A 19,641-nucleotide genomic window follows, 5' to 3' on the forward strand; every position below is an offset into this window, starting at 1 on the left:
GCCCGGGTGACCCGAATGCGCTACAGCGAACTGCCACTCTCCGCCCAGACCGCCTACGCGGAGCTCAGCGAGCAGACGCGCGCTTTCGAACTCGGCGCCGCTATCGGGGGGCTGACCGGCAGCTTCCAGAAGCTCGAGCGCAAAGGCAAGGCCTACTGGTACTTCGCGTTTCGCGACCTGGGACAGAAGGTACGCATGGCCTACGTCGGCCCCGACGACGAGCGTATTCGCGCGCTGATCCGCCGCTTCGACGAACAACGCCAGACACGCCCGCTGGCACCGCAGGCCAAGGCTGCCGTCGCGCTCGGTGCTGCGTCCGTCGCGCCGAAACACTTCCGCATCATCAAGCGGCTCGCGGACCACGGATTCTTCCGCGCCGGTGGCGTGCTGATCGGTACGCACGCGTTCCTGACGATGGGCAACCTGCTCGGCGTGCGCTGGCTGGATGCGGCGGCGACGCTGGACGTCGATTTCGCGCACGCCGGCAGGAACATTTCCATCGCGCTGCCGGCCGATCTGAAGATCGACGTGCACAACGCCCTGGAGTCGCTAGAAATGGGCTTGCTGCCCATCAGCGAATTCGACGGCGCCGCCGGTGCGCAGTATCGCAACCCCGCAGATCAGGAGCTGCGGATCGATTTCGTCACGAGTCGGACGCGTCGCGGCGGCGCGGTGCGCCTGCCCGATCTCAACCTCGTGCTGGAACCGTTGAAGTTCATGGAGTTTTCGCTCGAGGGCACGACGCAGGGCTGTGTCTTCGCCGCCGCCGGTGCCTGCACGGTCAACCTGCCCGCACCGGAGCGCTACGCGGTCCACAAGCTGATCGTCTACGGCGAACGTCCCGTGCGCGAGCGAGTCAAGGCGAACAAGGATCTGCTCCAGGCCGCTGCGCTGGCCGAGTTTTTTCTCCGCACGGACGCTGCCGCGGAATTCAACCATGCATGGCGCGACGCGATTGCACGTGGGCCCGGCTGGCGCAAGCGTGCGCTGCAGGGAAAGGAAGCGCTCTGCCGGATCGCGCCGGATCTTGCGAACGAACAACTCTGGCAGCTCTGAGGCCGTCCCGTGGCGCCGATTCGCGCGGGCCATGCAACAATCGCGCTACAGACTCTGCAGCGATGCCCATGTCCACGATGATCCGTCCCGATGTCCGCGACCGCGTCTCGCCCGAGGAGTGGCAGCTGCGCGTCGATCTCGCCGCGTGTTACCGGCTGATCGCGCTGCACGGCTGGTCGGACCTCGTGTTCACGCACATCTCGGCCAAATTGCCGGGCGACGACGAACGCTTCCTGATCAATCCGTACGGCGCGCTGTTCGAGGAAATCACCGCGAGTTCGCTGGTCACGGTAAACCTCGCCGGCGAGAAGGTCGACGACTCGCCGTTTCCGATCAATCCCGCGGGCTTCACCATCCACAGCGCGATCCACGCGGCGCGGCACGACGTGGGTTGCGTGCTGCACGTGCACACCGTCAACGGCATCGCGGTGTCGGCGCAGAAGAACGGGCTGATGCCGATCTCACAGCAATCGATCTTCGTGCTGTCGAGCCTGGGCTACCACGGCTACGAGGGTGTGGCGCTGCGCGACGACGAGAAGCCGCGCCTGGTCCAACACCTCGGCGGCAACACCTTCCTGATGCTGCGCAACCACGGCCTGCTGACCGTCGGCGCGGGCATCCCGGACGCGTTCCTCGCGATGTACCTGTTCGAAACCTGCTGCGCGATCCAGATCCGCGCCCAGAGCGGCGGCGGCGAACTGGTGCAGGTGCATCCGCAGATCGTCGCCACCGCGCAGCAACAGGCGGCGCAGGTGACGAAAAACCTCGGCGGGCAACTGGTGTGGCCGGGGTTGTTGCGCAAGCTCGACCGCATCGACGCGTCGTTCCGCGAGTGAGCACATGAAGATCCTCGCGCTGGAAACTGCGACCGAAGCGTGTTCGGTGGCGCTGTGGATCGACGGCGACGTGCGCGAACGCTTCGAGGTGGCACCGCGCCGCCACACCGAACTCGTGCTGCCGTGGACCGAGACCCTGCTGGCCGACGCCGGCATCGGCAGGACGCAGCTCGACGCCATCGCCTGCGGTCGCGGGCCCGGCGCGTTCACCGGCGTGCGGCTCGCGGTGGCGCTCACGCAGGGGCTGGCGCTGGCGCTCGACCGGCCGGTGCTCGCGATTTCCACGCTCGCCGCACTCGCGCTCGACGCGGACGCGGAGCACGGTGAGCACGTGCTCGCGGCGATCGACGCGCGCATGGGCGAAATCTATCTGGCCGGGTATGTGCGCGACGGCGACGCCGGCGTGCGCGAGGTGCTGGCCGAACGCCTGGTCGACCCCGCGGCCGTGACCTGCGCCGAGTTCGAGCGCTGCGTCGGCGTCGGCACCGGCTTCGCCGCCGGACACGGCATCCTCGCCGTCACGCTCGCCGGACAGCTGCAGCGCTGCGATGCCTCCGCGCTGCCGCACGCGGCGGCGGTCGCGCGCCTGGCCGCCGCCGCGTACGAGCGCGGCGACGCGATCGCCCCCGACGCGCTGGAGCCGGCTTACCTGCGCAACAAGGTTGCGTTGACGCTGGCGGAACAGGGCAAGGCCTGACTCCGCAATTGGCGCGTGGGTCCGTTGCGATCCGCAGCGGCTAGTTCGTGATGCGCAGGCGGTTGGCCGCGCCGACGAGATCGCGGTCCAGCGTGATCCACAGCTCGTTCGCGCCGGCGCGGCGCGAGGCGAAGTAGTCCGCATCGGGCACAAGCGTCGCGTTGCCGAGGCGCACGCTCGAGGGCGCGTTTGCCGCGGTCCAGTTGCGCACCACGATCAGCGGATTGTGCAGCGTGTTGCCGCCGCCGACGGCGATGTTGGCGTCGAGTGCATTGCCCGTGGCGACAAAGGCGAGTGCGCTGCGCACGTGGTCGTAACCTGCCGGCTGGTACGCGACCACACTTGCATCGGCGACGCCGGCCGGGCCGTTTGCCGCCACGCTGCCGACGGCGGCGGTGAGCGTCATCGCCTGCAGCGCCGCGTTGTCCGCGAGCAGCGCCTCCACCGGCGCGGCGCTGTGCGTGCCCAGGACCACATGCACCGAATAGCTCTTCTTCGGCCAGCCCGGCTGGGTGTTCTGCACGCCGATGATGTTGTTGGCCTGGTAGTTCTGCTGCCCGAGAAAGCCGTACTGCGTGCCCCAGGTGAGCCGCGTGTTGTTGGTGGTGCTGTCTCCGACGAGCGAGAACTCGATCGTCTGGTACGGCCATTCGTTGTTGTTCGGCATCACGTAGCCGTCCCCGGCCGGGCCCTGCGCCGAGGTCTTGCCCCAGAAGTCGCGCTGGTCGATATAGCCTGGAATGCGGCCGCCGCCCGCGTCCTGCTGGTCGAGCGTGCGCGTGGAGACCAGGCCCATCGTGGCGTCGCGGGCCGTGGTCCACAGTTTCACGAACGGAACGGTGTTCAGCGTGTTCCAGGTCCAGGCGCTGTCGAGGGTGACCGGCGCGCTCGTGGTCGTGAAGCGGTAGCGGTCGCCCCAGGCGACGCCCGCGATCGCGCCGTGGTCGTCGTCCTCCGCGCTTCCGTCGAACAGCAGCTCGCCGTACGGTGCGCGCGAATCGTCGTCGAGCGCATCCACCGGCACACCGGAAAGATCCCACGTCACCGACCACAGCGGATGATCGCGCCCGGTCGCGAGCATCCACTCGACGGTGACTGGCACCATATACTGCGTGTTGGGCGGATTGGCGCCGGTGCGCGAATAACGCGGATAGTTCTGCGTGAAACGGAAAATGGCGTGGTGGCGGCCCTCGAACACGCGCGTGAACGTGCCGGGGAAGTTCGCGCCGAGCGGCGAATCGTCGGTGTTGCCGGGCAGGCCATTGGTGTACTCGCGCCGGTGCGAGACCACGTAGCCGAAACCGCGCGCGCCGCCGTTGCCGCCCTGCGTGGTACGCGCCACGCGCGTGCTGCCGCCCACCTGGTAGCGGAATTCGCGCAGCGCGCCGCCACGCGAGCCGTTGAACGCCGGCTGGTCGTTGTGTGCGAGCACCGCCACGCGTGGCTGCAGGGTGGCGTCGCGCCAGGTAAAGCGGTCGCTCGCAATGCCGTCGACGATCACGTCGCGCTCGATCTGCAGCGGCGGTGCGCCGCCGCCTTCGAAGCCGTCGTCGAACACCGGTTCGGCGGTGCCGGAACCGGTGCCGTCCAGCAACGCCACGTCGTCGAAATACATCGCGGGCTGCACCGCCTCGGCATCGATCTGGATGTCGAGGCGATTGAAGCGGCCGATGTCGGCCAGCGGCGCTGCGTCCAGCGGCACGTCGACCTGCCGCCAGGCACCCGCCTGCGGTGCGCCGCCGGGAATGAAGGCGTTGAGCGACACAGCGCGGAGCACGTCCGGTTCGACCGTGGTGTCCTGCAGGAACAGCGTCAGCGCCTGTCCGCCGACGGCGCCGCCATGCACCCACAGGCGCAGGGTCGGGTAGTCGGCGATCGACAGCGTCTGCGCGCGGAAGAACGACACGGCGCCGTAGTCCGCGCCGACGAAGCGGATCGATCGCAGGCCGCCATGCACGGTGCCGGTGTCGCCGAAGTCGTGGACCGCACCGTCGCCGTAGGAATAGTCCTCGAAGCCGTTGCGCAAGGCGTCGTCGTAGACGACGAGATCGGCGGCACGCGCAGGCGCGGCACAGGCGAGCAGGAACGCGATCACGAGCAGGCGCATGGCAGGATCCCGGGTGGATGCTGCCGTGGGATACGCGAATCGGCGGCCGGGAGTGACACGCCGGCGCGCGGCGCGGCGGATCAGTGCGCGCGGGTGGTCGCGAACCGTGCCAGTGCGCGCAGTTGCGTCGTGTCCGCGGCCACGCCGTCGAGCGCCGCGTCCATGTCCGCCGCAAGCCGGTCGAGCAGGGTGCGCGATGCCTGCATGCCGAGGATCGCGGGATAGGTCGGCTTGTCGTGTGCGGCGTCCTTGCCGCGCGTCTTGCCGATGAGGGCCGGATCGCCTTCGACATCGAGGATGTCGTCGCGGATCTGGAACGCGAGGCCGAGCGCGTCGGCATACGCGTCCAGCGCCGAGCGCGCGTCGGTATCGGCGAACGCGGCCAGTGCGCCGAGGTGCACGGACGCACGGATCAGCGCGCCGGTCTTGGCCCGATGCATCGTACGCAGGCCGTCGGTATCCAGTCGGTGTCCGACCGCCGCAAGATCGAGCGCCTGCCCGCCGACCATGCCGGCCGCGCCGCTGGCGCGTGCCAGCGCGGCCAGCATCGCGACCCGCACGCCGGCTTCGAACGGTGCCTCGCACAGCAGTTCGAACGCGAGCGTCTGCAGCGCATCGCCGGCGAGGATGGCGGTGGCCTCGTCGAACGCCACGTGCACGGTCGGGCGGCCGCGACGCAGCGCATCGTCATCCATCGCGGGCAAATCGTCGTGCACCAGCGAATAGGCGTGGATCAGTTCCACGGCGGCCGCGGTGCCGTCGAGCGCGGCGGCGTCGATGCCGAAGGCGGTGCCGGTGGCATAGACCAGCAGCGGACGCATGCGTTTGCCGCCGCCGAGCGTGGCGTGGCGCATCGCTGCATGCAGCCGCTGCGGCGCGACGGTGTCTGCGGGAAGGATGCGATCGAGGGTGGTTTCGCAGCGATCGGCCCAGGTGCGCCAGAGCGCGCCCGGATCAGGGTGTGTCATCGAACGGCTCGGCGTTCCCCGCATCGAGCGGATCGCTCAGCAGCTTGACGCGCAGCTCGGCCTGTTCGAGCGCGGTCTGGCAGTGCCGATACAGCGACACCCCGCGTTCGTAGGCGGCGAGCGAGTCGTCGAGCGACAGGTCGCCCTTCTCCATGCGCTGCACGAGCTGTTCGAGTTCGTCGAGCGAATGTTCGAACTGGGCGACCGCATTGGGCGCGGCGGAATCCGGAGGGGTCGGCATGGGCGAAAAGTGTGCCGCCGCGGCGCGTGGCGGTCAATCGTCCGGTGTCCAGCGCAGCGTGATGCCGTGCGTGCGCGGCCAGGCGTGGGCGACGTCGGAGAGGATGCAGTCGCCGGCCGCGAGCAGCGTGCCGGCGGCGTCGAACAGCAGCGGCAGGCGTTCGCGCTGCCACGGCGGGATGCCGGTTTCCTGCAGGCACAGCCGCAGCGGACGCTGCAGGCCGTGCCGCAGGATGCGTTCGCCGCCGCGGCGCGGGCACACGTGGAACGGAGATGCGAAGGCGTGCGACGGCTCGAAGGCGAGGCGGCCGAAGCCGTCCGGCAGCTGCAGCGGCTCCGCACCGTTCCACGGAAGGCACCAGTCCTGCGCGGGTGCGGCGCGTTCCCGCAGCGCGTGCAGCGTGCCGCGGTAGCGCCGCAATTGCGCGCCGCGCCACGCCAGCACCGGGGTGGCGTCGGCGCGCGCGGCGAGCAGATCCTCGTCGACCCGACGCCAGACGCCCGGCGGCGGGCGCGGCAGGCGCAGGCGGTCCAGCCACAGGCCGAGCACGCGGCGGCGCAGTGCCGAGGGCAATTCGAGGAGACCGCCGAGGGCGAGCGTGTCCGGCGCCGTGCCGCACAGAAGGTCGCATTGCGCCGCAGCCAGCGCATCGAGCGCGTCGGCGTCTTCGCGCAGCCGTGTCGCCGAGGCCGCGATGCGCGCGTCGGCGTCCGGCCACGCGGCCCGCAGCGTCGGCAGTACATTATGGCGCAGCCGATTGCGTGCGAAGCGCGCATCGGCGTTGGAAGGATCGTCGATGCTGTCGATGCCGTGGGCGTGCGCATCGGCGACCAGGCGCTCGCGCGGCAGTTCCAGCAGCGGCCGCCACAGCCAGCCCGGGTCGAACCGGCGCCACGCCCGCATGCCGGCCACGCCTTCGTGGCCGGCGGCATGCAGCAGGCGCAGCAGCACGGTCTCGACCTGGTCGTCGCGGTGGTGCGCAAGCACGAGCACCGCGTCGGGCGTCATCGCGGCGCGGAAGGCGGCGTGTCGCGCCGCGCGCGCCGCCGCTTCAAGCCCCAGGCCGGCATCGTGCGCCACCTGCACGCGTTCCACGCGCAGCGGCACGTCGAGCCGGGCCGCAACACGCGTGCAGTGTGACGCCCAGTCGGCCGATGCCGGATGCAATCCGTGATCCACGTGCACCGCGCGCAGGCCGCGCGCGCGCGCCGCCGGCAACGCCGCGAGCGCGTGCAGCAGCACGCTCGAATCGAGCCCGCCGCTGAAGCCCACGACCAGTTCGGTGCCGGGCAATTGCGCAAGCCGTGCCGCGAGCGCGTCCGTCACTGCGTGCGCCACACGCCGTCGCGCAAGCGTTCCAGGGCATGGAAGCGCGCCTTGTAGTCCATCTTCGGATGGCCGGCGATCCAGTAGCCCAGATACACGTGCGGTAGCCGGTTCGACTGCGCCAGCGCGATCTGGCGCAGGATCGCGCACGTGCCGAGGCCGCGCGGGGCGTGTTCGGGCGCGTAGAACGTGTACACCGCCGAGAGTCCCACCGGCAGCACGTCCGTCACCGCCACGGCGAGCAGTTCGCCGTCGCGGCGCAGCTCCAGGAAACGCGTCGGGCTCCATTCGCAGGCCAGGAACCGGTCGAAATCGTCGGGCTCCGGGTCGTCCATGCCGCCGCCGGCGTGGCGTGCGGCGAGGTAGCGCCGATACAGCGCGAAATTCTCGTCCGTGGCGATGGCCGGCTGCACGCGCAGTTCGAGGTCGGCATTGCGGCGTTCGCAGCGGCGCTGGCTGCGGTCCGGCACGAAGCGCTCGACCGCGATGCGTGCCGAGATGCAGGCGCGGCAGCTCGGGCAGTTGGGCCGGTAGACGTGGCCGCCGGAGCGGCGGAAGCCGCGCTCCAGCGCGCGGCCGTAGAGCTGCGGCAGCGCCGGCGACACCGGATCGAGCACCAGGTTGCGCGCGGTGCGGTCGGCGTAATAGCCGCAGGCGTGCTCGAGCGTCTGGAAGACGCGGATCGGTTCGTTCGTGGCACTGGCCGAGGTCATGGGGTCCATGATCGCGCCAACCGCGCCGCGCCGGTAGTCGGGCCTGCCGGAACGCGTGCTGCGTTCGCATGGAGGCGGCGGTGCCGCGCATCGGGGTCTTTGTCGTCGATCGCAGCGCACGCCGGCATGGCGGCGCACCGCTGCCGAGGGACGCAGCCGATGGCGGGCGTGCGACGCGGCTGCGCCCGGGCGGGATGAATGAGCGCGTGTCGCGCTCTTACGGCAGATCGCGCGTCCGGGTCTCGCGCAGCCGCGCGCCGCGCAGACGCGGCGTGCCGTCGACCACGTCGGTCCACACCAGCGCGGCACCCCCGTCGAGCGTCGCAAGACGGGGCAGCCCGCTGGCTGCACCGGATGCCCGGAGCTGTGCCACGGGCAGGCGTGCGCGCTCGCGCAGATCGGCTGCATCGAACACCGCGAGCCACAGCGTCTGCCCGTGCTCCGCGCTCGCCAGCCACGCGAGCCAAAGTCGGTCGGCGTCGGCCGCAAGCGCGACGTGGCCGATGATCGCGCCGCCCTCGGCCACCGTGCGCGGCGCTGAAAAACGGCGGCCGGCGTCGTCCGAGCGCGCCAGGCGCACGGACGGCGCGCCGCCCGCTTCGGTGTACCAGGCGACGGCGAGGGTCGCGCCGCTCGCCGCGATGCCGGGTCCGTTCACCGGGCAGCCCGCGACGCGCCAGCCGTCGTCGTGCACCGTCTGCGGCGCGCTCCAGCCATCGCGCCCGAAGCGCACGACGCGGATGTCGCGGATCTCGTCGGCGGAGCGACCGCGATAGGCCAGGACCGGGCCCTCGCGCGTCATCGCGACGGCGGTGGGGCAGCAGTCGCAGGTCGATGCGTCGAGCCGCCATTGCCGGGTGGGTTCGATGCGCGCGGAATAGCTGCCCGCGCGCAACGTCATCGCGCCGCCCGCACCGTGTGCCGCGTGGCCGGCGTGCGCATCGGCACCGTCCGGCGTCGCCTTTTCGCGCGCGTCGAGCCAGGCGATGCCGAGCGAGCCCGGCGCGTGTTCCCACAATGCGACGAAGCCGTAATCGAGCTTTGCGCCCGCCGGCTCGACGCGTTGCGGGGCCGACCAGGTCGCCCCGCCGTCATCGGAGCGCACCAGCGCGATGCCGTAGTCGTACGGGCCGTCGCCGTTGCGGCGCAACCAGTGTGCCCAGACGCTGCCGTCGGCGAGCGCGAGCGTGTGCGGGGTGTCGGCCCAGTTGACGAAAAAATCGCTGCCGGCGGCGATGTCGCGTGGTTCCGACCAGTGCTGCGCGGCGAACCGCACAACGCGAAACCGGTGGCTGGTAGCGGCCTGCGGCGTGCGTTCGATCCAGCTCAGCAGCAGTGCGCCGTCCGGCGCTGTGGAAAGGTCGGGCTGGGCCGCGACCGCATCGCCAGCCGCCAGCGGCCAGGGTTCCACGACAAACGCCGCGTCGTCCGCGGACGCGGCCAGCGACACCAGCAGCGCGGCCGCCGCCGGCATGCAGCGGGAAAGGAGTCGAAGATGCATGGCAGCACGATACGCGGAGGGACACGCAGTGTAAGCGTTGTCACGCCTGCGGCTTCGCACGTGCGGTCGGATGCGCGTCCGCGCGTTGCCCGTTCGAATCAGCGGCAGGCGCGGAAGCCGCCGCGGTCGAAATGGAAATGATCGGAGTGCGCGGCGTTGTACTCCGGCCCCAGCACTGCGTCGAAATACTCGCACGCGCCGTCGCGCAGGGTGCGCAGGAACGCGGCGTGCGGACCGTCGCCCGGCCAGTCGGCGAGCACGCGGATGCGCTCGCCGTCGCGCAGCACGAAGCCGGCGATGTCGAGCGCGTCGGCGGTGGCGTGCTGGCTGCGGCGACCCGTCGCCCGGCCGTAGACGTTACGGCAGGCATAGCTGCCGAAATGCTCGATGCGCGACACCGCACTGCCCAGATGCGCGAGCGCGGCCGGCTGGAGCACGTGCCGTTCCCACAGCGCGAGCGAGACGGCCGCGCGGCAGGTCAGGGAAAAGGACGGACCGACCTCGACGCTGGTGTGCACGATCTCCACTACATTATCGAAGCCGCAACCGGCGCCGGTAATGCGGTCGGGCAGGGTACGAACCCGCATCGGTGCCTGCGCCAGCACGGCGCGGCACGCGACCGGGTCGCGATCGAGTGCGGCCAGACGCATCCGCGTGAAGCGGTCGGGCGCGGCGTCGATCCGCAGCGTGGCCCACGGATTCCAGCGGTACGGCAGCTCCGGCCAGCGTGCCTGCCGCTGCAGCAGGACATGCACGAGCAGAACCGCCAGCAGCAGAAGAAGCAATGCGCGGCGCGGCGGCGCGGGCGCTTCGGGCCGTTGCGCGGTCACAACTCGTCGACGATCTCCAGCGCGGCACCGGCATCGCGCGCGACCGCTTCGGCCAGTTCCCGCACACGTTGCGCCACCGTGTCGTTCGAGGTTTCGACCTCGATCGCGTGGAAGCCCGGGCCCATGTCGTCGGGCAGGCCGGCGGAACTCGAATCGTCGTCGTCCAGGTGCGGCATCAGGTCGGCGATCTCTTCGGCCGAATCGACGCCTTCGAGCGAGGAAATGGTGTTGATGAGCGCGCGCGCGTCGTCGGCGCTTCCGGTCAGTCGAAGATGCACGGTGGGCATGGCAGGCAGTCCTTGCGGCAGTGGAAAAGCGTTGCGGCGTCAGCCGGTGGGATTGGCGCCGGCCGATGCCGGACGCCCGCAGTCCGAATCCTCGCCCGGGCCGGTTTCGAGCAGCGCGAGCAGGATGGCCGGCGGCGCCACCGAATAGAGCAGTGCCGCCGCCGCGCCGCGCAGCGCGAGCGGCCCGGCCTTGGGGCGGACCGACGGATCGCGGAAGGTGCCGGCCACGCGCAGCGGCGAGCGCAGCGAGACCAGGCTCTTGTCCTTGGGCTGCGGGCGCAGCGTGAGATCGAACGTCTCCTCGCGCAGGCTCACGCTGCCCTCGGCGTACAGCACGGTGTCGGTGGTGTCGAACGCGAACTGCCGCGTCTGCATCACGCCATCGGCGACGGCGAAATCGGCGTAGGCGCAGCGCACCGGAATCACGCGATCCTTGCCCAGCAGGAACCGCAGCGCTTCCTGCAGATCCAGGCCGGCGAGCTCCAGCAGCAGGTTGCTGATGCGTCCGCGGCCCATCACCATGCCGATCTCGCCGTCGGACGTACCGAGCATCTGCGCGATCGAATTGCCGGTTCCCTTCAGCGTCACGCGCCCGCCGATGCGGCCGGTGCTGTCCTTGGCAAGTTCGGCATCGGGGAAGAGCTTCGGCAGTTCGAGGCGGCGCAGCGAGATGCGGGCATCGGTGACGATCGGGTCGCGGCTGGCGTCGAGCGTCACGAAACTTTCCACGCGACCGCCGGCCGCATGCAGCGTCAGCGGCTCGAGCGTGAGCAGACCGTCGGCCAAGGTGAGATGACCGCTGAGCGATTCGATCGGCAGCGGCGGCGCGGTCACGCGCGCGGCGTCGAGTGTCACGTCGGCATCCATCGCGCGCAGCTTTTCGAGCCGGTACGGCTGCTGCGGCAGCACCTTGTCCTGCGCCGCGAGCTGCGCGGTTTCCGCCGCCTGGTCGGGCGAGGCGCTCTCGCCGTCGCCCGCGGACGGCGGCAGGCCGAGGAAGCCGGCGAGATCGTCGAAGTCGAGCACGCGCGAGGTCAGCTTGGCGGTGAATAGCGGGCGCGGCGTTGCGGTCTCGACCACCACGTCGCCGGCCAGATCGCTGTCACCGACCGTGCCGTCGAAGCCGCGGTAGTACCAGGTGGTGCCGTCGCGCTGCAGACGTCCATCGAGCGCGTACGGCGGCGTCTGCGGCAGTGCGATGCCGAGCAACGGGTAGAGATCGGCAAGGTCTGCGCCGCGCAGCGCGAACTGCACGTCGAAGTCGTGGAACTGCAGCGGGCTGTAGAGCGCGCCGCTGGCCGTGGCGTGCGTGGTGCCGGCGTCGGCGGCGAGCGCCACGCGGTACGGTCGCTCCGCGTCCTGCAGCTGCAAAGGCGATTCGACGCGGCCTTCTAGCGTGAACGGCGCGTTGCGGTAGGTGCCGTCGCCGTCGAGCAGCAGTGGCGCGAGCGCATCGTCGCCCTCGGGCGTACCGCTGCGGACGGCGAGGCGAAGATTGGTTGCGAGAGCGGCTTCGCGTACGATCAGTTCGCCGTCTTCGATGGCGAGCGCACGCACGGTCGGCAGCTCGACGGGTTCATTCTTGCCAACCGCGCCATCGCCGAAATCCCAGTTCGCCTCCAGCGCGTCGTTGCGCTCCAGCAGCAGCCGCGGCGCGCGCAGGCGCACCGACGGCAGCACGATGTCACCGCGAAACAGCGGCCACAGGTCGATGCGGAACTCCAGCCGCTCGACCGATGCCATCGTCTCGTCCGACGACCACGGCGCGTTCGCCAACCGCAGGCCGTCGGCCCGGATCGTCGGCGTCCAGCCGAGGTCGACATCGAGATCGCCATCGATGCGGAACTCGCGCCCGGTCGCGGCTTCGACGCGCCGTTCGATCGGTCTCTTGAACCAGTTCCAGTCCCATAGCCACCACAGCAGCACGAGCAGCAATGCCACGACCACCAAGACCACGATCCCGCGATGCCGCGCGCGGGATGCAGGTCGATCGGTGGGATGGATCACGGGCATGCGCCGAGTATAGGCGCGCGTTTTCGACACGCGCCCGGCACCGGTTGCCGGTATTCATGCTGGGTGTTGCGAAGGCTTGGATTCTGCAAGCGCCGCATGCGGCGCGGCGTGCGCCTTGCAACGCGGCGGGTCAGTCCAGCAGCGGCGCGAGCACCGTCCACACGTGATCGAGCAGCTTGGGCTGCGACGCCGCTGTCGGGTGCAGATTGTCGGGCAGGAAGGCGTCGCGATCGGTGACCACCGGCGCCAGCAGAAACGGCAGCAGCGCGGTGTTCTGCTCGCGCGCGAGATCGGCGTAGATCGCATCGAACGCCTGCGCATACTCCGGGCCGTAGTTCGGCGGAATGCGGATGCCGATCAGCAGCACCTGTGCGCCGGACTGCTTCGCGGCGGTGACCATGCGCTCGAGATTGGCGCGGGTGTGTTCGAGCGGCAGCCCGCGCAGCCCGTCGTTGGCGCCGAGCTCGATCGCCACCAGCGCCGGCGTGTGTTCCTTCAGCGCCGCATCGATGCGCGCGGCGCCGCCGGCCGTGGTTTCGCCGCTGATGCTCGCGTTCACCACGCGCCAGTGCGGCCGTTCGCCGGTCAGACGCTTGTCGAGCAGCGCCACCCAGCCTTGCTCGGCCGCGAGGCCGTACGCGGCCGACAGCGAATCGCCCATCACCAGCAACGTCTTCCTCGCCTCGGGTGCGGATGCCTGCGCGACGGCGAGCGTCGAAACGAGCAGATACAGCGTCAGGACGAGGGCCGTCCGGGCCTTGCGCCAGCGGCCTGGAATCCGCATTGTCGAAACGCGTTCTGCGTCGTTGCCAGTCATCAGCCTTTCACTCCGAGGAATCCGATCCGATGGACAGTCTTGCCGAAGCGCCGTCGCCGGCGCGTGTCGTTTCCGCCGCGGCAGACAGTCCGGTCCTGCATGTAGCGTCGCTGGGCAAGCGGGTCAAGCTGCCGGGCGGGGAGTTGACGATACTCGACGGCGTGGGATTCAGCATCGGCCCCGGCGAGGCGGTGGCGATCGTCGGTGCGTCCGGCTCGGGCAAATCGACGCTGCTCTCGCTGCTGGCCGGACTGGACGTGGCCAGCGAGGGCGAGGTGCGGCTCGCCGGGCACTCGCTGGCCGCACTCGACGAGGACGGCCGCGCGCGGCTGCGCGGCGAACATGTGGGCTTCGTATTCCAGGCGTTCCAGCTGCTGCCCTCGCTGACCGCGCTGGAGAACGCGATGCTGCCGCTGGAACTGCGCGGGGTGCGCGAGGCGCAGCAGCGCGCGCGCGCGATTCTCGAGCGCGTCGGGCTCGGCGAGCGGCTCGGCCACTATCCGAAGCAGCTGTCGGGCGGCGAGCAGCAGCGCGTCGCGCTCGCGCGTGCATTCGTCACGCAGCCGGCGGTGCTGTTCGCCGACGAACCCACCGGCAATCTCGACACCGTGACCGGCAACGCCGTCATCGATCTGCTGTTCGAACTCAATGCCGTGGCGGGCACCACGTTGGTGCTGGTCACGCACGACCACGCACTCGCCGCGCGCTGCGGGCGTGTCCTGCGCATCGACGCCGGCCGCCTGGTGTCGGACACGGCGGCCACCGCATGACCGCGTGGCGCCTGGCCTGGCGCTTCCTGCGCCGCGATCTGGCCTCGGGCGAGGTGCGCGTGCTGCTCGCCGCGCTGGTGCTCGCCGTGACCGCGGTGACTGCGGTGGGTTTCATCACCGACCGCGCCGAACGCGCGCTTGCGCTTGAGGCCAACCGCCTGCTCGGCGGCGACGCGGTGATCAGCGCGGACGAGCCGATCGGCGCCGCGCCGCGCGAGCGCGCCAGCGCACTGGGCCTCGCGCAGACCGAAACCCTGACCTTTCCGAGCATGCTGCGTGCAGGCGACACGCTGAAGCTCAGCGACGTGCGCGCTCTCGGCGACGGCTACCCGCTGCGTGGCAGTTTCCGCATCACCGACGGCGCAGACGCACCCGAGCGCACCGCACCGTCCGGGCCCGCGCGCGGCACCGCGTGGCTCACGCGGTCGGGCGCGCAGGCGTTCGGCGTGGTGCCGGGCGACACGCTCCGGCTCGGCACCGCGCAGTTCCGCCTCGCGGCGCTCGTGATGCAGGAGCCCGACGCGGCGATGGACTATTTCAACGTGTCGCCGCGCGTGTTCATCGCGCTCGACGATGTCGCATCCACCGGCCTCGTGCAGGAGGGCAGCCGCGTCACCTATCGCCTCGTGGTGGCGGGCGACGCCGCCGCCGCACAACAGTGGACCGACGCAACACGCGACACGCTCGATCGCGGCCAGCGGCTCGAAACCATCGCCGACGCGCGGCCGGAGATCCGCCGTTCGCTAGAACGTGCCGACCGTTTTCTCGGCCTCGCCGCCCTCGTGTCCGTGGTGCTGACCGCGATCGCGGTCGCGATGGCCGCGCGCCGCCACAGCGCACGGCACCTGGATGCCTGCGCCGTGCTGCGCTGCCTCGGCGCAAGCCAGCGCACCATCCTCGCGATCCAGCTCGGCGAGTTGCTGCTGATCGGCATCGCCGGCTGCGCCTTGGGCGTCATCGGCGGACTGGCGCTGCAATCGTTCGTGGCCGGCTATCTCGCCGATGTCATCGGCATGGATATTCCCGGCGCAGGGCCGCTGCCCGCGCTGCAGGGCTTCGCGGTCGGCTTCACCGTCCTGCTCGCGTTCGCCGCGCCGCCGGTGCTGGCGTTGCGCCGCGTGCCTGCGCTGCGCGTGCTGCGCCGCGATCTGGGCGCGGTCGAGCCCAGTGCCGTGGCGGCCTCGCTCGCGGGCCTTGCCGGGCTCGCCGCGCTGCTGTGGTGGAAAGCCGGCTCGGTCGAACTCGGCCTCACCATGCTGGCCGGCATCGCCGGCACCTTCGTCGTGCTCGCGGGCATCGCGTTCGGCCTCGTGCTGCTGCTGCGCCGCGTGCGCACCCGCCTGCGCGGCCCGTGGCGCTACGGTCTTGCGAACGTCAGCCGGCGCGCGGCGGTGAGCGTGGCGCAGATCGCGGCGCTCGGCCTCGGGCTCATGGCGATCCTGCTGCTGACGCTGGTGCGCAGCGATCTGCTCGGGCGCTGGCAGGAGTCGATGCCGGCCGACGCGCCGAACCGCTTCATCATCAACGTGCAGCCCGAGCAGCTGGACGGCGCGCGCGAGGTGCTGGTGCGCAACGCCGTGGCCGATCCGGCGCTGTATCCGATGATCCGCGCGCGCCTGATCGAGGTGAACGGCGAGGCGGTGACCGGCGCGTCGTACGCCGAGCGCGGCGATCGCGCAAGACGCCTGGCCGAACGCGAATTCAATCTTTCGTCCGAGGCAACGCTGCGCGAGGCCGACAACACCCTCGTCGAAGGTGCGTGGTGGACGCCGGGCGACGGCGGCGGCGCGCGCGTGTCGGTCGAACAGTCGCTCGCCGAAAGCCTGGGCTGGAAACTCGGCGACCGGGTCGTCTGGGACATCGCCGGCAGCCGGTTCGAGGCCACGATCGCGAGTCTGCGCCGGGTCGACTGGGAAAGCTTCCGGCCCAATTTTTTCGTCGTCGCATCGCCGGGCGCGCTCGACGGCTACGCGGCGAGCTACATCACCGCGGTGCGCGTGCCGCGCGGCGACACGGCGATGACGCAGCAGCTGGTGCAGGCGTTTCCCAACGTCAGCGTCATCGACGTGGACGCGGTCATCGATCAGGTGCGCAGCACCGCCGAGCAGGTCACGGTGGCGGTCGAATACGTGTTCTATTTCACCCTCGCCGCGGGCCTGCTGGTGTTGCTCGCGGCGATCAGCGCAAGCCAGGACGAGCGCCTGCTCGAAGGCGGCGTGATGCGCGTGCTCGGCGCGCGCACGCTGCAGCTGCGGCTCGCGCACGCGTCCGAGTTCATCGCGATCGGACTGATCGCAGGCCTTGTAGCGGCGATCGCCGCCAGTGTGATCTCCGGGTCGATCGCGGTGTTCGTGTTCGAGCAGCCGTGGGCGCCGGACTGGCGCATTGCGCTGATCGGCGGCGGCATCGGTACGCTCGCGGTGACGGTGACCGGGCTGGTCGCGACGCGCCGTGTCGCGCGGATGCCGCCATCGCAGACGCTGCGCGCGCTGCAGGGCTGAGCCTGCGCGTCACTCGTAGCGGACCGACACCACGGTGTAGCGCCGCGTCGCCGCCGGCAGGACCACCTCGAACTCCGCGTCCACGCGCTTGCCGAGCAGGGCACGCGCGAGTGGCGAATCGACGCTGATGCAGCCGCTGCGTGCGTCGGTTTCGTCGGGTCCGACGATGCGGTAGGACGCACTCTCGCCGCTGTCGCTTTCTTCGAGTTCGACGAAGGCGCCGAAGTAGACTGCGTCGCGATCGCTCGGCACGGTGTCGATGACCTTCAGCGTCTCCAGCCGCTTGCTGAGATAGCGGACACGCCGATCGATCTCGCCGAGCTGCTTCTTGCGGTAGGTGTACTCGGCGTTTTCCGACCGGTCGCCCTCGGCGGCGGCGGCGGCGAGGGCCTTCACCACCTCCGGGCGTTGCTGCGTCCAGAGCCGGTTGAGCTCCTCGCGCAGGCGCTCGAACCCGGCGCGCGTGATGACGGCGGTGGAGGCGGGTGCGGGTGGGCGCCACCGGCTCATGCGCGCGGAGTGGGCGTGAAACGCTGCGGGATGGCGTGCATCGTGGGGCGGTGATCGGACGACGGGCGCGGCAGTGTACGCGCAACGGCGTCACGTTGGCCGGCGGACGACGTCGTCGTAGACTCGCGCATTGCGTGCCGGAGACCTCCGATGGTGTGGATCGCGCTTGCCGCACTCGTGCTGCTGCTCGCCGTGGGCGTGTGGATCTTCAATTCGCTGGTGCGCCTGCGCAACCAGGTGCGTGCGGCCTGGGCCGACATCGACGTGCAGTTGCTGCGGCGGCACGATCTCGTGCCGCGCCTGGTCGACGCGGCGCAGGCTTATGCCGCGCACGAGCGCGCGCTGTTCGACAGCGTGGCCGCGCTGCGCGCGCAGGCCATCGCGACCACCAGCCCCGCGCGCCTGGCCGAGCTCGAAGCGCAGCTCGAGCGCTCGCTGCTGCAGGTGTTTGCACTGCAGGAGGCGTATCCGGCGCTGAAGGCGAGCGAGAACTTCCTGCAGCTGCAGCGCGACCTGGTGGAGGTGGAAGACCATCTGCAGTACGCACGCCGCTTCTACAATGGCGCCGTGCGCGACTACAACGACGCGGTGCAGCGCGTGCCCGCCGTGTTCATCGCCCGGCCGCTCGGCTTCACCGATGCGGAGTTCTTCATGGCCGATGCGGCGGCACGCATCGCGCCCGTCGTGGAGGTGACGCCGTGACCGCGCATGTCCGCGCGCTGCTGTGGCTGACGCTGTTCGTTTGCGGTGGCGCGCCGGCACAGGAGCGCATCCTGTCGTTCGACAGCCATGTCCGCATGGCCGCCGACGGCAGTCTGGATGTCCGCGAAACCATCGCCGTCCGCGCCGAGGGCGACAACATCCGGCGCGGCATCTATCGGGATTTCCCGACGCGCTACAAGGATGCGAACGGGCAGCGCTTCGTCGTCGATTTCGAGGTGCTGTCGCTGCAGCGCAACGGCGTGCCCGAGCCGTATTTCACCCAGAACCGCAGCAACGGCGTGCGGGTGAACTTCGGCGACGACGATTTCCTGCCGGTGCCGGCCGAGCACGTGTACGAACTGCGCTACCGCACCACGCGCCAGATCGGCTTCTTCGACGACCACGACGAGCTGTACTGGAACGCCACCGGCCACGGCTGGGCGTTCCCGATCGAACGCGCCAGCGCGCGCATCGACCTGCCCGTCGCGACGGATGATCTGCGCACCGACGAATACACCGGCGCGGCCGGCAGCAGGGCCGGAGCCGCGCGCGTCGTGCGCAATGCCGACGGCGCCACGTGGACGCTGGAGCGCGCGCTGGCGCCGGGCGAGGGCATGACCGTGGTGCTCGGCTTCCCCAAGGGCATCGTCGCGCCGCCGAGCGAGGCCCAGCGCATGCGCTGGATGCTGCGCGATCTCGCCGGCCCCATCGTCATCGGCCTCGCATTCGTGCTGATGTTGCTCGGCTATATCGCCGTGTGGCTGAAGATCGGCCGCGATCCGCCGCGCGGCACCGTCGTCGCGTTGTACGACCCGCCGCCCGGGCACACGCCGGCCGGGTTGCGCTACCTGCGTCGCCAAGCGTACGACAACGTCTGCTTTTCGTCCGACATCGTCGCGCTCGCCGTGGCCGGCCACCTTCGCATCGAGCGCGAGGAGGGCGGTCTGCTGTCGAAGGACACGTGGACGCTCCAGCGTCGGCCCGATGCAGCGCCCGCGACGGCACTCTCGCCGCACAGGGCGCTGGCGGAGGGGCTGTTCCCCGGTCGCGGCGAAACCCTAGAGCTGAAGACCGAGAACGCCGCACGTCTTTCGGCGGCGAAGTCGAAGCACGCAAAGGCCCTGCGTGCGCAGTACGTGCCGAGCCATTTCCGCGGCAACTACGTCTGGTCGATCCTCGGCATACCGTACGCGTTCGCAGCATTTGTCGTGGCCGCAGTGCTCTCGCGCGGCAACGACCTCGGCATCGTGCTCGCCATCCTCGGCATGCTGCTGATGCTCGTGCTGGTGGTGGTGTTCGCATTCCTGCTGCGGCGGCGCACCCCGCAGGGTCGCGCGCTGCTGGACCGGATCGAGGGCCTGCGCCTCTACCTCGGTGTGGCCGAACGCGATGAACTGGCGCGGCTGGACGTGCCGGAACCGGCACTGGATGCCGACCGCTATCAGGCACTGCTGCCGTTCGCGCTCGCGCTCGATGTCGAAGCCGCCTGGACCAGACGCTTTACCGCTGCGGTCGGCGCCGCCGGCGTCGAGGCCGCGGCGCGCTCCGCGCATTGGGTCGGCGGCAGCGCCTTCGCGCGCGATGGATTTGCCGGCATCGGCCACGCCCTGTCCAGCGATTTCAGCAGTCAGGTCGCGTCGGCCGCATCGCCTCCCGGCAGCAGTTCGGGCGGCGGTGGCGGCGGGTTTTCCGGCGGTGGCGGCGGTGGCGGTGGCGGCGGCGGGCGCTGAGCCTGCCTTGACGGCCGCCGCTTGCGCGCGTGGCAT

The 19,641-nt window shown here is 70.6% G+C and carries 18 protein-coding genes; 7 read left to right on the forward strand and 11 right to left on the reverse strand.

Going from position 1 to position 19,641, the window contains the following annotated elements:
• Nucleotides 1–15 precede the first annotated feature (15 nt).
• The 3 genes from HNQ52_RS08710 (at nucleotide 16) to tsaB (ending at nucleotide 2,589) form a co-directional block, all read left to right on the forward strand.
• Nucleotides 16–1,056, forward strand: coding sequence for a GSU2403 family nucleotidyltransferase fold protein (locus tag HNQ52_RS08710; protein WP_183961169.1), 1,041 nt, complete (start codon nucleotides 16–18; stop codon nucleotides 1,054–1,056).
• Nucleotides 1,057–1,118: 62 nt separating this feature from the next.
• On the forward strand, nucleotides 1,119–1,892 hold the full coding sequence (locus HNQ52_RS08715; RefSeq protein WP_221282016.1) for a class II aldolase/adducin family protein: 774 nt from the start codon (nucleotides 1,119–1,121) through the stop codon (nucleotides 1,890–1,892).
• A 4-nt stretch (nucleotides 1,893–1,896) separates the two neighbouring features.
• On the forward strand, nucleotides 1,897–2,589 hold the full coding sequence (gene tsaB / locus HNQ52_RS08720) for a tRNA (adenosine(37)-N6)-threonylcarbamoyltransferase complex dimerization subunit type 1 TsaB (RefSeq protein WP_183960759.1): 693 nt from the start codon (nucleotides 1,897–1,899) through the stop codon (nucleotides 2,587–2,589).
• A 40-nt stretch (nucleotides 2,590–2,629) separates the two neighbouring features.
• Here the strand turns inward: tsaB and HNQ52_RS08725 are convergent, their stop codons facing one another.
• The 10 genes from HNQ52_RS08725 to HNQ52_RS08770 all read right to left on the reverse strand — a co-directional run bounded on the left by HNQ52_RS08725 (nucleotide 2,630) and on the right by HNQ52_RS08770 (nucleotide 13,359).
• Nucleotides 2,630–4,696 (reverse strand): hypothetical protein, encoded by a 2,067-nt coding sequence (locus tag HNQ52_RS08725; protein ID WP_183960760.1) that lies wholly within the window; start codon nucleotides 4,694–4,696, stop codon nucleotides 2,630–2,632.
• Nucleotides 4,697–4,776: 80 nt separating this feature from the next.
• Nucleotides 4,777–5,664: a polyprenyl synthetase family protein gene (locus HNQ52_RS08730; protein ID WP_183960761.1), complete on the reverse strand. Its 888-nt coding sequence runs from the start codon at nucleotides 5,662–5,664 to the stop codon at nucleotides 4,777–4,779.
• Entirely contained in the window at nucleotides 5,651–5,905 is a 255-nt protein-coding gene (locus tag HNQ52_RS08735) for an exodeoxyribonuclease VII small subunit (protein ID WP_183960762.1), read from the reverse strand. The genes HNQ52_RS08730 and HNQ52_RS08735 overlap by 14 nt, the downstream gene beginning before the upstream one ends.
• A 33-nt stretch (nucleotides 5,906–5,938) precedes the next feature.
• A complete protein-coding gene (tilS, locus tag HNQ52_RS08740; RefSeq protein WP_183960763.1) occupies nucleotides 5,939–7,231 on the reverse strand; it encodes a tRNA lysidine(34) synthetase TilS in 1,293 nt (430 codons plus the stop codon).
• Complete coding sequence (locus tag HNQ52_RS08745; protein ID WP_183960764.1) at nucleotides 7,228–7,944, reverse strand: arginyltransferase; 717 nt, start codon at nucleotides 7,942–7,944, stop codon at nucleotides 7,228–7,230. Before HNQ52_RS08745 ends, tilS begins: the two co-directional genes overlap by 4 nt.
• Before the next feature lie 217 nt (nucleotides 7,945–8,161).
• Nucleotides 8,162–9,445: a sialidase family protein gene (locus HNQ52_RS08750; protein WP_183960765.1), complete on the reverse strand. Its 1,284-nt coding sequence runs from the start codon at nucleotides 9,443–9,445 to the stop codon at nucleotides 8,162–8,164.
• 98 nt (nucleotides 9,446–9,543) lie between these two features.
• Nucleotides 9,544–10,230, reverse strand: coding sequence for an extensin-like domain-containing protein (locus tag HNQ52_RS08755; protein WP_221282017.1), 687 nt, complete (start codon nucleotides 10,228–10,230; stop codon nucleotides 9,544–9,546).
• Between the two features lie 41 nt (nucleotides 10,231–10,271).
• On the reverse strand, nucleotides 10,272–10,562 hold the full coding sequence (locus HNQ52_RS08760) for a hypothetical protein (RefSeq protein ID WP_183960766.1): 291 nt from the start codon (nucleotides 10,560–10,562) through the stop codon (nucleotides 10,272–10,274).
• 39 nt (nucleotides 10,563–10,601) lie between these two features.
• Nucleotides 10,602–12,575: an AsmA family protein gene (locus tag HNQ52_RS08765; protein WP_183960767.1), complete on the reverse strand. Its 1,974-nt coding sequence runs from the start codon at nucleotides 12,573–12,575 to the stop codon at nucleotides 10,602–10,604.
• 130 nt (nucleotides 12,576–12,705) lie between these two features.
• The gene (locus HNQ52_RS08770; protein WP_183960768.1) at nucleotides 12,706–13,359 is read right to left on the reverse strand and encodes an arylesterase; all 654 of its coding nucleotides are present in this window, start codon (nucleotides 13,357–13,359) and stop codon (nucleotides 12,706–12,708) included.
• Nucleotides 13,360–13,421: 62 nt separating this feature from the next.
• On the opposite strand from HNQ52_RS08770, the gene HNQ52_RS08775 reads away from it, so the two are divergent.
• Nucleotides 13,422–14,162: an ABC transporter ATP-binding protein gene (locus tag HNQ52_RS08775; protein ID WP_183960769.1), complete on the forward strand. Its 741-nt coding sequence runs from the start codon at nucleotides 13,422–13,424 to the stop codon at nucleotides 14,160–14,162.
• Entirely contained in the window at nucleotides 14,159–16,663 is a 2,505-nt protein-coding gene (locus tag HNQ52_RS08780; RefSeq protein WP_183960770.1) for an ABC transporter permease, read from the forward strand. The genes HNQ52_RS08775 and HNQ52_RS08780 overlap by 4 nt, the downstream gene beginning before the upstream one ends.
• A gap of 9 nt (nucleotides 16,664–16,672) precedes the next feature.
• Here HNQ52_RS08780 and greB read toward each other — a convergent pair whose 3' ends face one another.
• On the reverse strand, nucleotides 16,673–17,173 hold the full coding sequence (gene greB / locus HNQ52_RS08785) for a transcription elongation factor GreB (protein WP_183960771.1): 501 nt from the start codon (nucleotides 17,171–17,173) through the stop codon (nucleotides 16,673–16,675).
• Between the two features lie 150 nt (nucleotides 17,174–17,323).
• Between greB and HNQ52_RS08790 the strand changes: the two genes are divergently transcribed.
• Both HNQ52_RS08790 and HNQ52_RS08795 read left to right on the forward strand, forming a co-directional pair.
• A complete protein-coding gene (locus HNQ52_RS08790; RefSeq protein WP_183960772.1) occupies nucleotides 17,324–17,875 on the forward strand; it encodes a LemA family protein in 552 nt (183 codons plus the stop codon).
• Nucleotides 17,872–19,605 (forward strand): DUF2207 domain-containing protein, encoded by a 1,734-nt coding sequence (locus HNQ52_RS08795; protein WP_183960773.1) that lies wholly within the window; start codon nucleotides 17,872–17,874, stop codon nucleotides 19,603–19,605. Before HNQ52_RS08790 ends, HNQ52_RS08795 begins: the two co-directional genes overlap by 4 nt.
• The last annotated feature ends 36 nt before the right edge of the window (nucleotides 19,606–19,641 follow it).

Source organism: Chiayiivirga flava (assembly GCF_014202825.1).
In the GTDB taxonomy this organism is placed as follows: Bacteria; Pseudomonadota; Gammaproteobacteria; order Xanthomonadales; family Xanthomonadaceae; genus Chiayiivirga; species Chiayiivirga flava.

Bases quoted from the DNA above. Each gene is read 5' to 3' on its own strand.
- HNQ52_RS08710 (WP_183961169.1), top strand. From the start codon at position 16: ATGCGCTACAGCGAACTGCCACTCTCCGCCCAGACCGCCTACGCGGAG.
- HNQ52_RS08715 (WP_221282016.1), top strand. From the start codon at position 1,119: ATGCCCATGTCCACGATGATCCGTCCCGATGTCCGCGACCGCGTCTCG.
- tsaB (WP_183960759.1), top strand. From the start codon at position 1,897: ATGAAGATCCTCGCGCTGGAAACTGCGACCGAAGCGTGTTCGGTGGCG.
- HNQ52_RS08725 (WP_183960760.1), bottom strand. From the start codon at position 4,696: ATGCGCCTGCTCGTGATCGCGTTCCTGCTCGCCTGTGCCGCGCCTGCG.
- HNQ52_RS08730 (WP_183960761.1), bottom strand. From the start codon at position 5,664: ATGACACACCCTGATCCGGGCGCGCTCTGGCGCACCTGGGCCGATCGC.
- HNQ52_RS08735 (WP_183960762.1), bottom strand. From the start codon at position 5,905: ATGCCGACCCCTCCGGATTCCGCCGCGCCCAATGCGGTCGCCCAGTTC.
- HNQ52_RS08745 (WP_183960764.1), bottom strand. From the start codon at position 7,944: ATGACCTCGGCCAGTGCCACGAACGAACCGATCCGCGTCTTCCAGACG.
- HNQ52_RS08750 (WP_183960765.1), bottom strand. From the start codon at position 9,445: ATGCATCTTCGACTCCTTTCCCGCTGCATGCCGGCGGCGGCCGCGCTG.
- HNQ52_RS08760 (WP_183960766.1), bottom strand. From the start codon at position 10,562: ATGCCCACCGTGCATCTTCGACTGACCGGAAGCGCCGACGACGCGCGC.
- HNQ52_RS08765 (WP_183960767.1), bottom strand. From the start codon at position 12,575: ATGCCCGTGATCCATCCCACCGATCGACCTGCATCCCGCGCGCGGCAT.
- HNQ52_RS08770 (WP_183960768.1), bottom strand. From the start codon at position 13,359: ATGCGGATTCCAGGCCGCTGGCGCAAGGCCCGGACGGCCCTCGTCCTG.
- HNQ52_RS08775 (WP_183960769.1), top strand. From the start codon at position 13,422: ATGGACAGTCTTGCCGAAGCGCCGTCGCCGGCGCGTGTCGTTTCCGCC.
- HNQ52_RS08780 (WP_183960770.1), top strand. From the start codon at position 14,159: ATGACCGCGTGGCGCCTGGCCTGGCGCTTCCTGCGCCGCGATCTGGCC.
- greB (WP_183960771.1), bottom strand. From the start codon at position 17,173: ATGAGCCGGTGGCGCCCACCCGCACCCGCCTCCACCGCCGTCATCACG.
- HNQ52_RS08790 (WP_183960772.1), top strand. From the start codon at position 17,324: ATGGTGTGGATCGCGCTTGCCGCACTCGTGCTGCTGCTCGCCGTGGGC.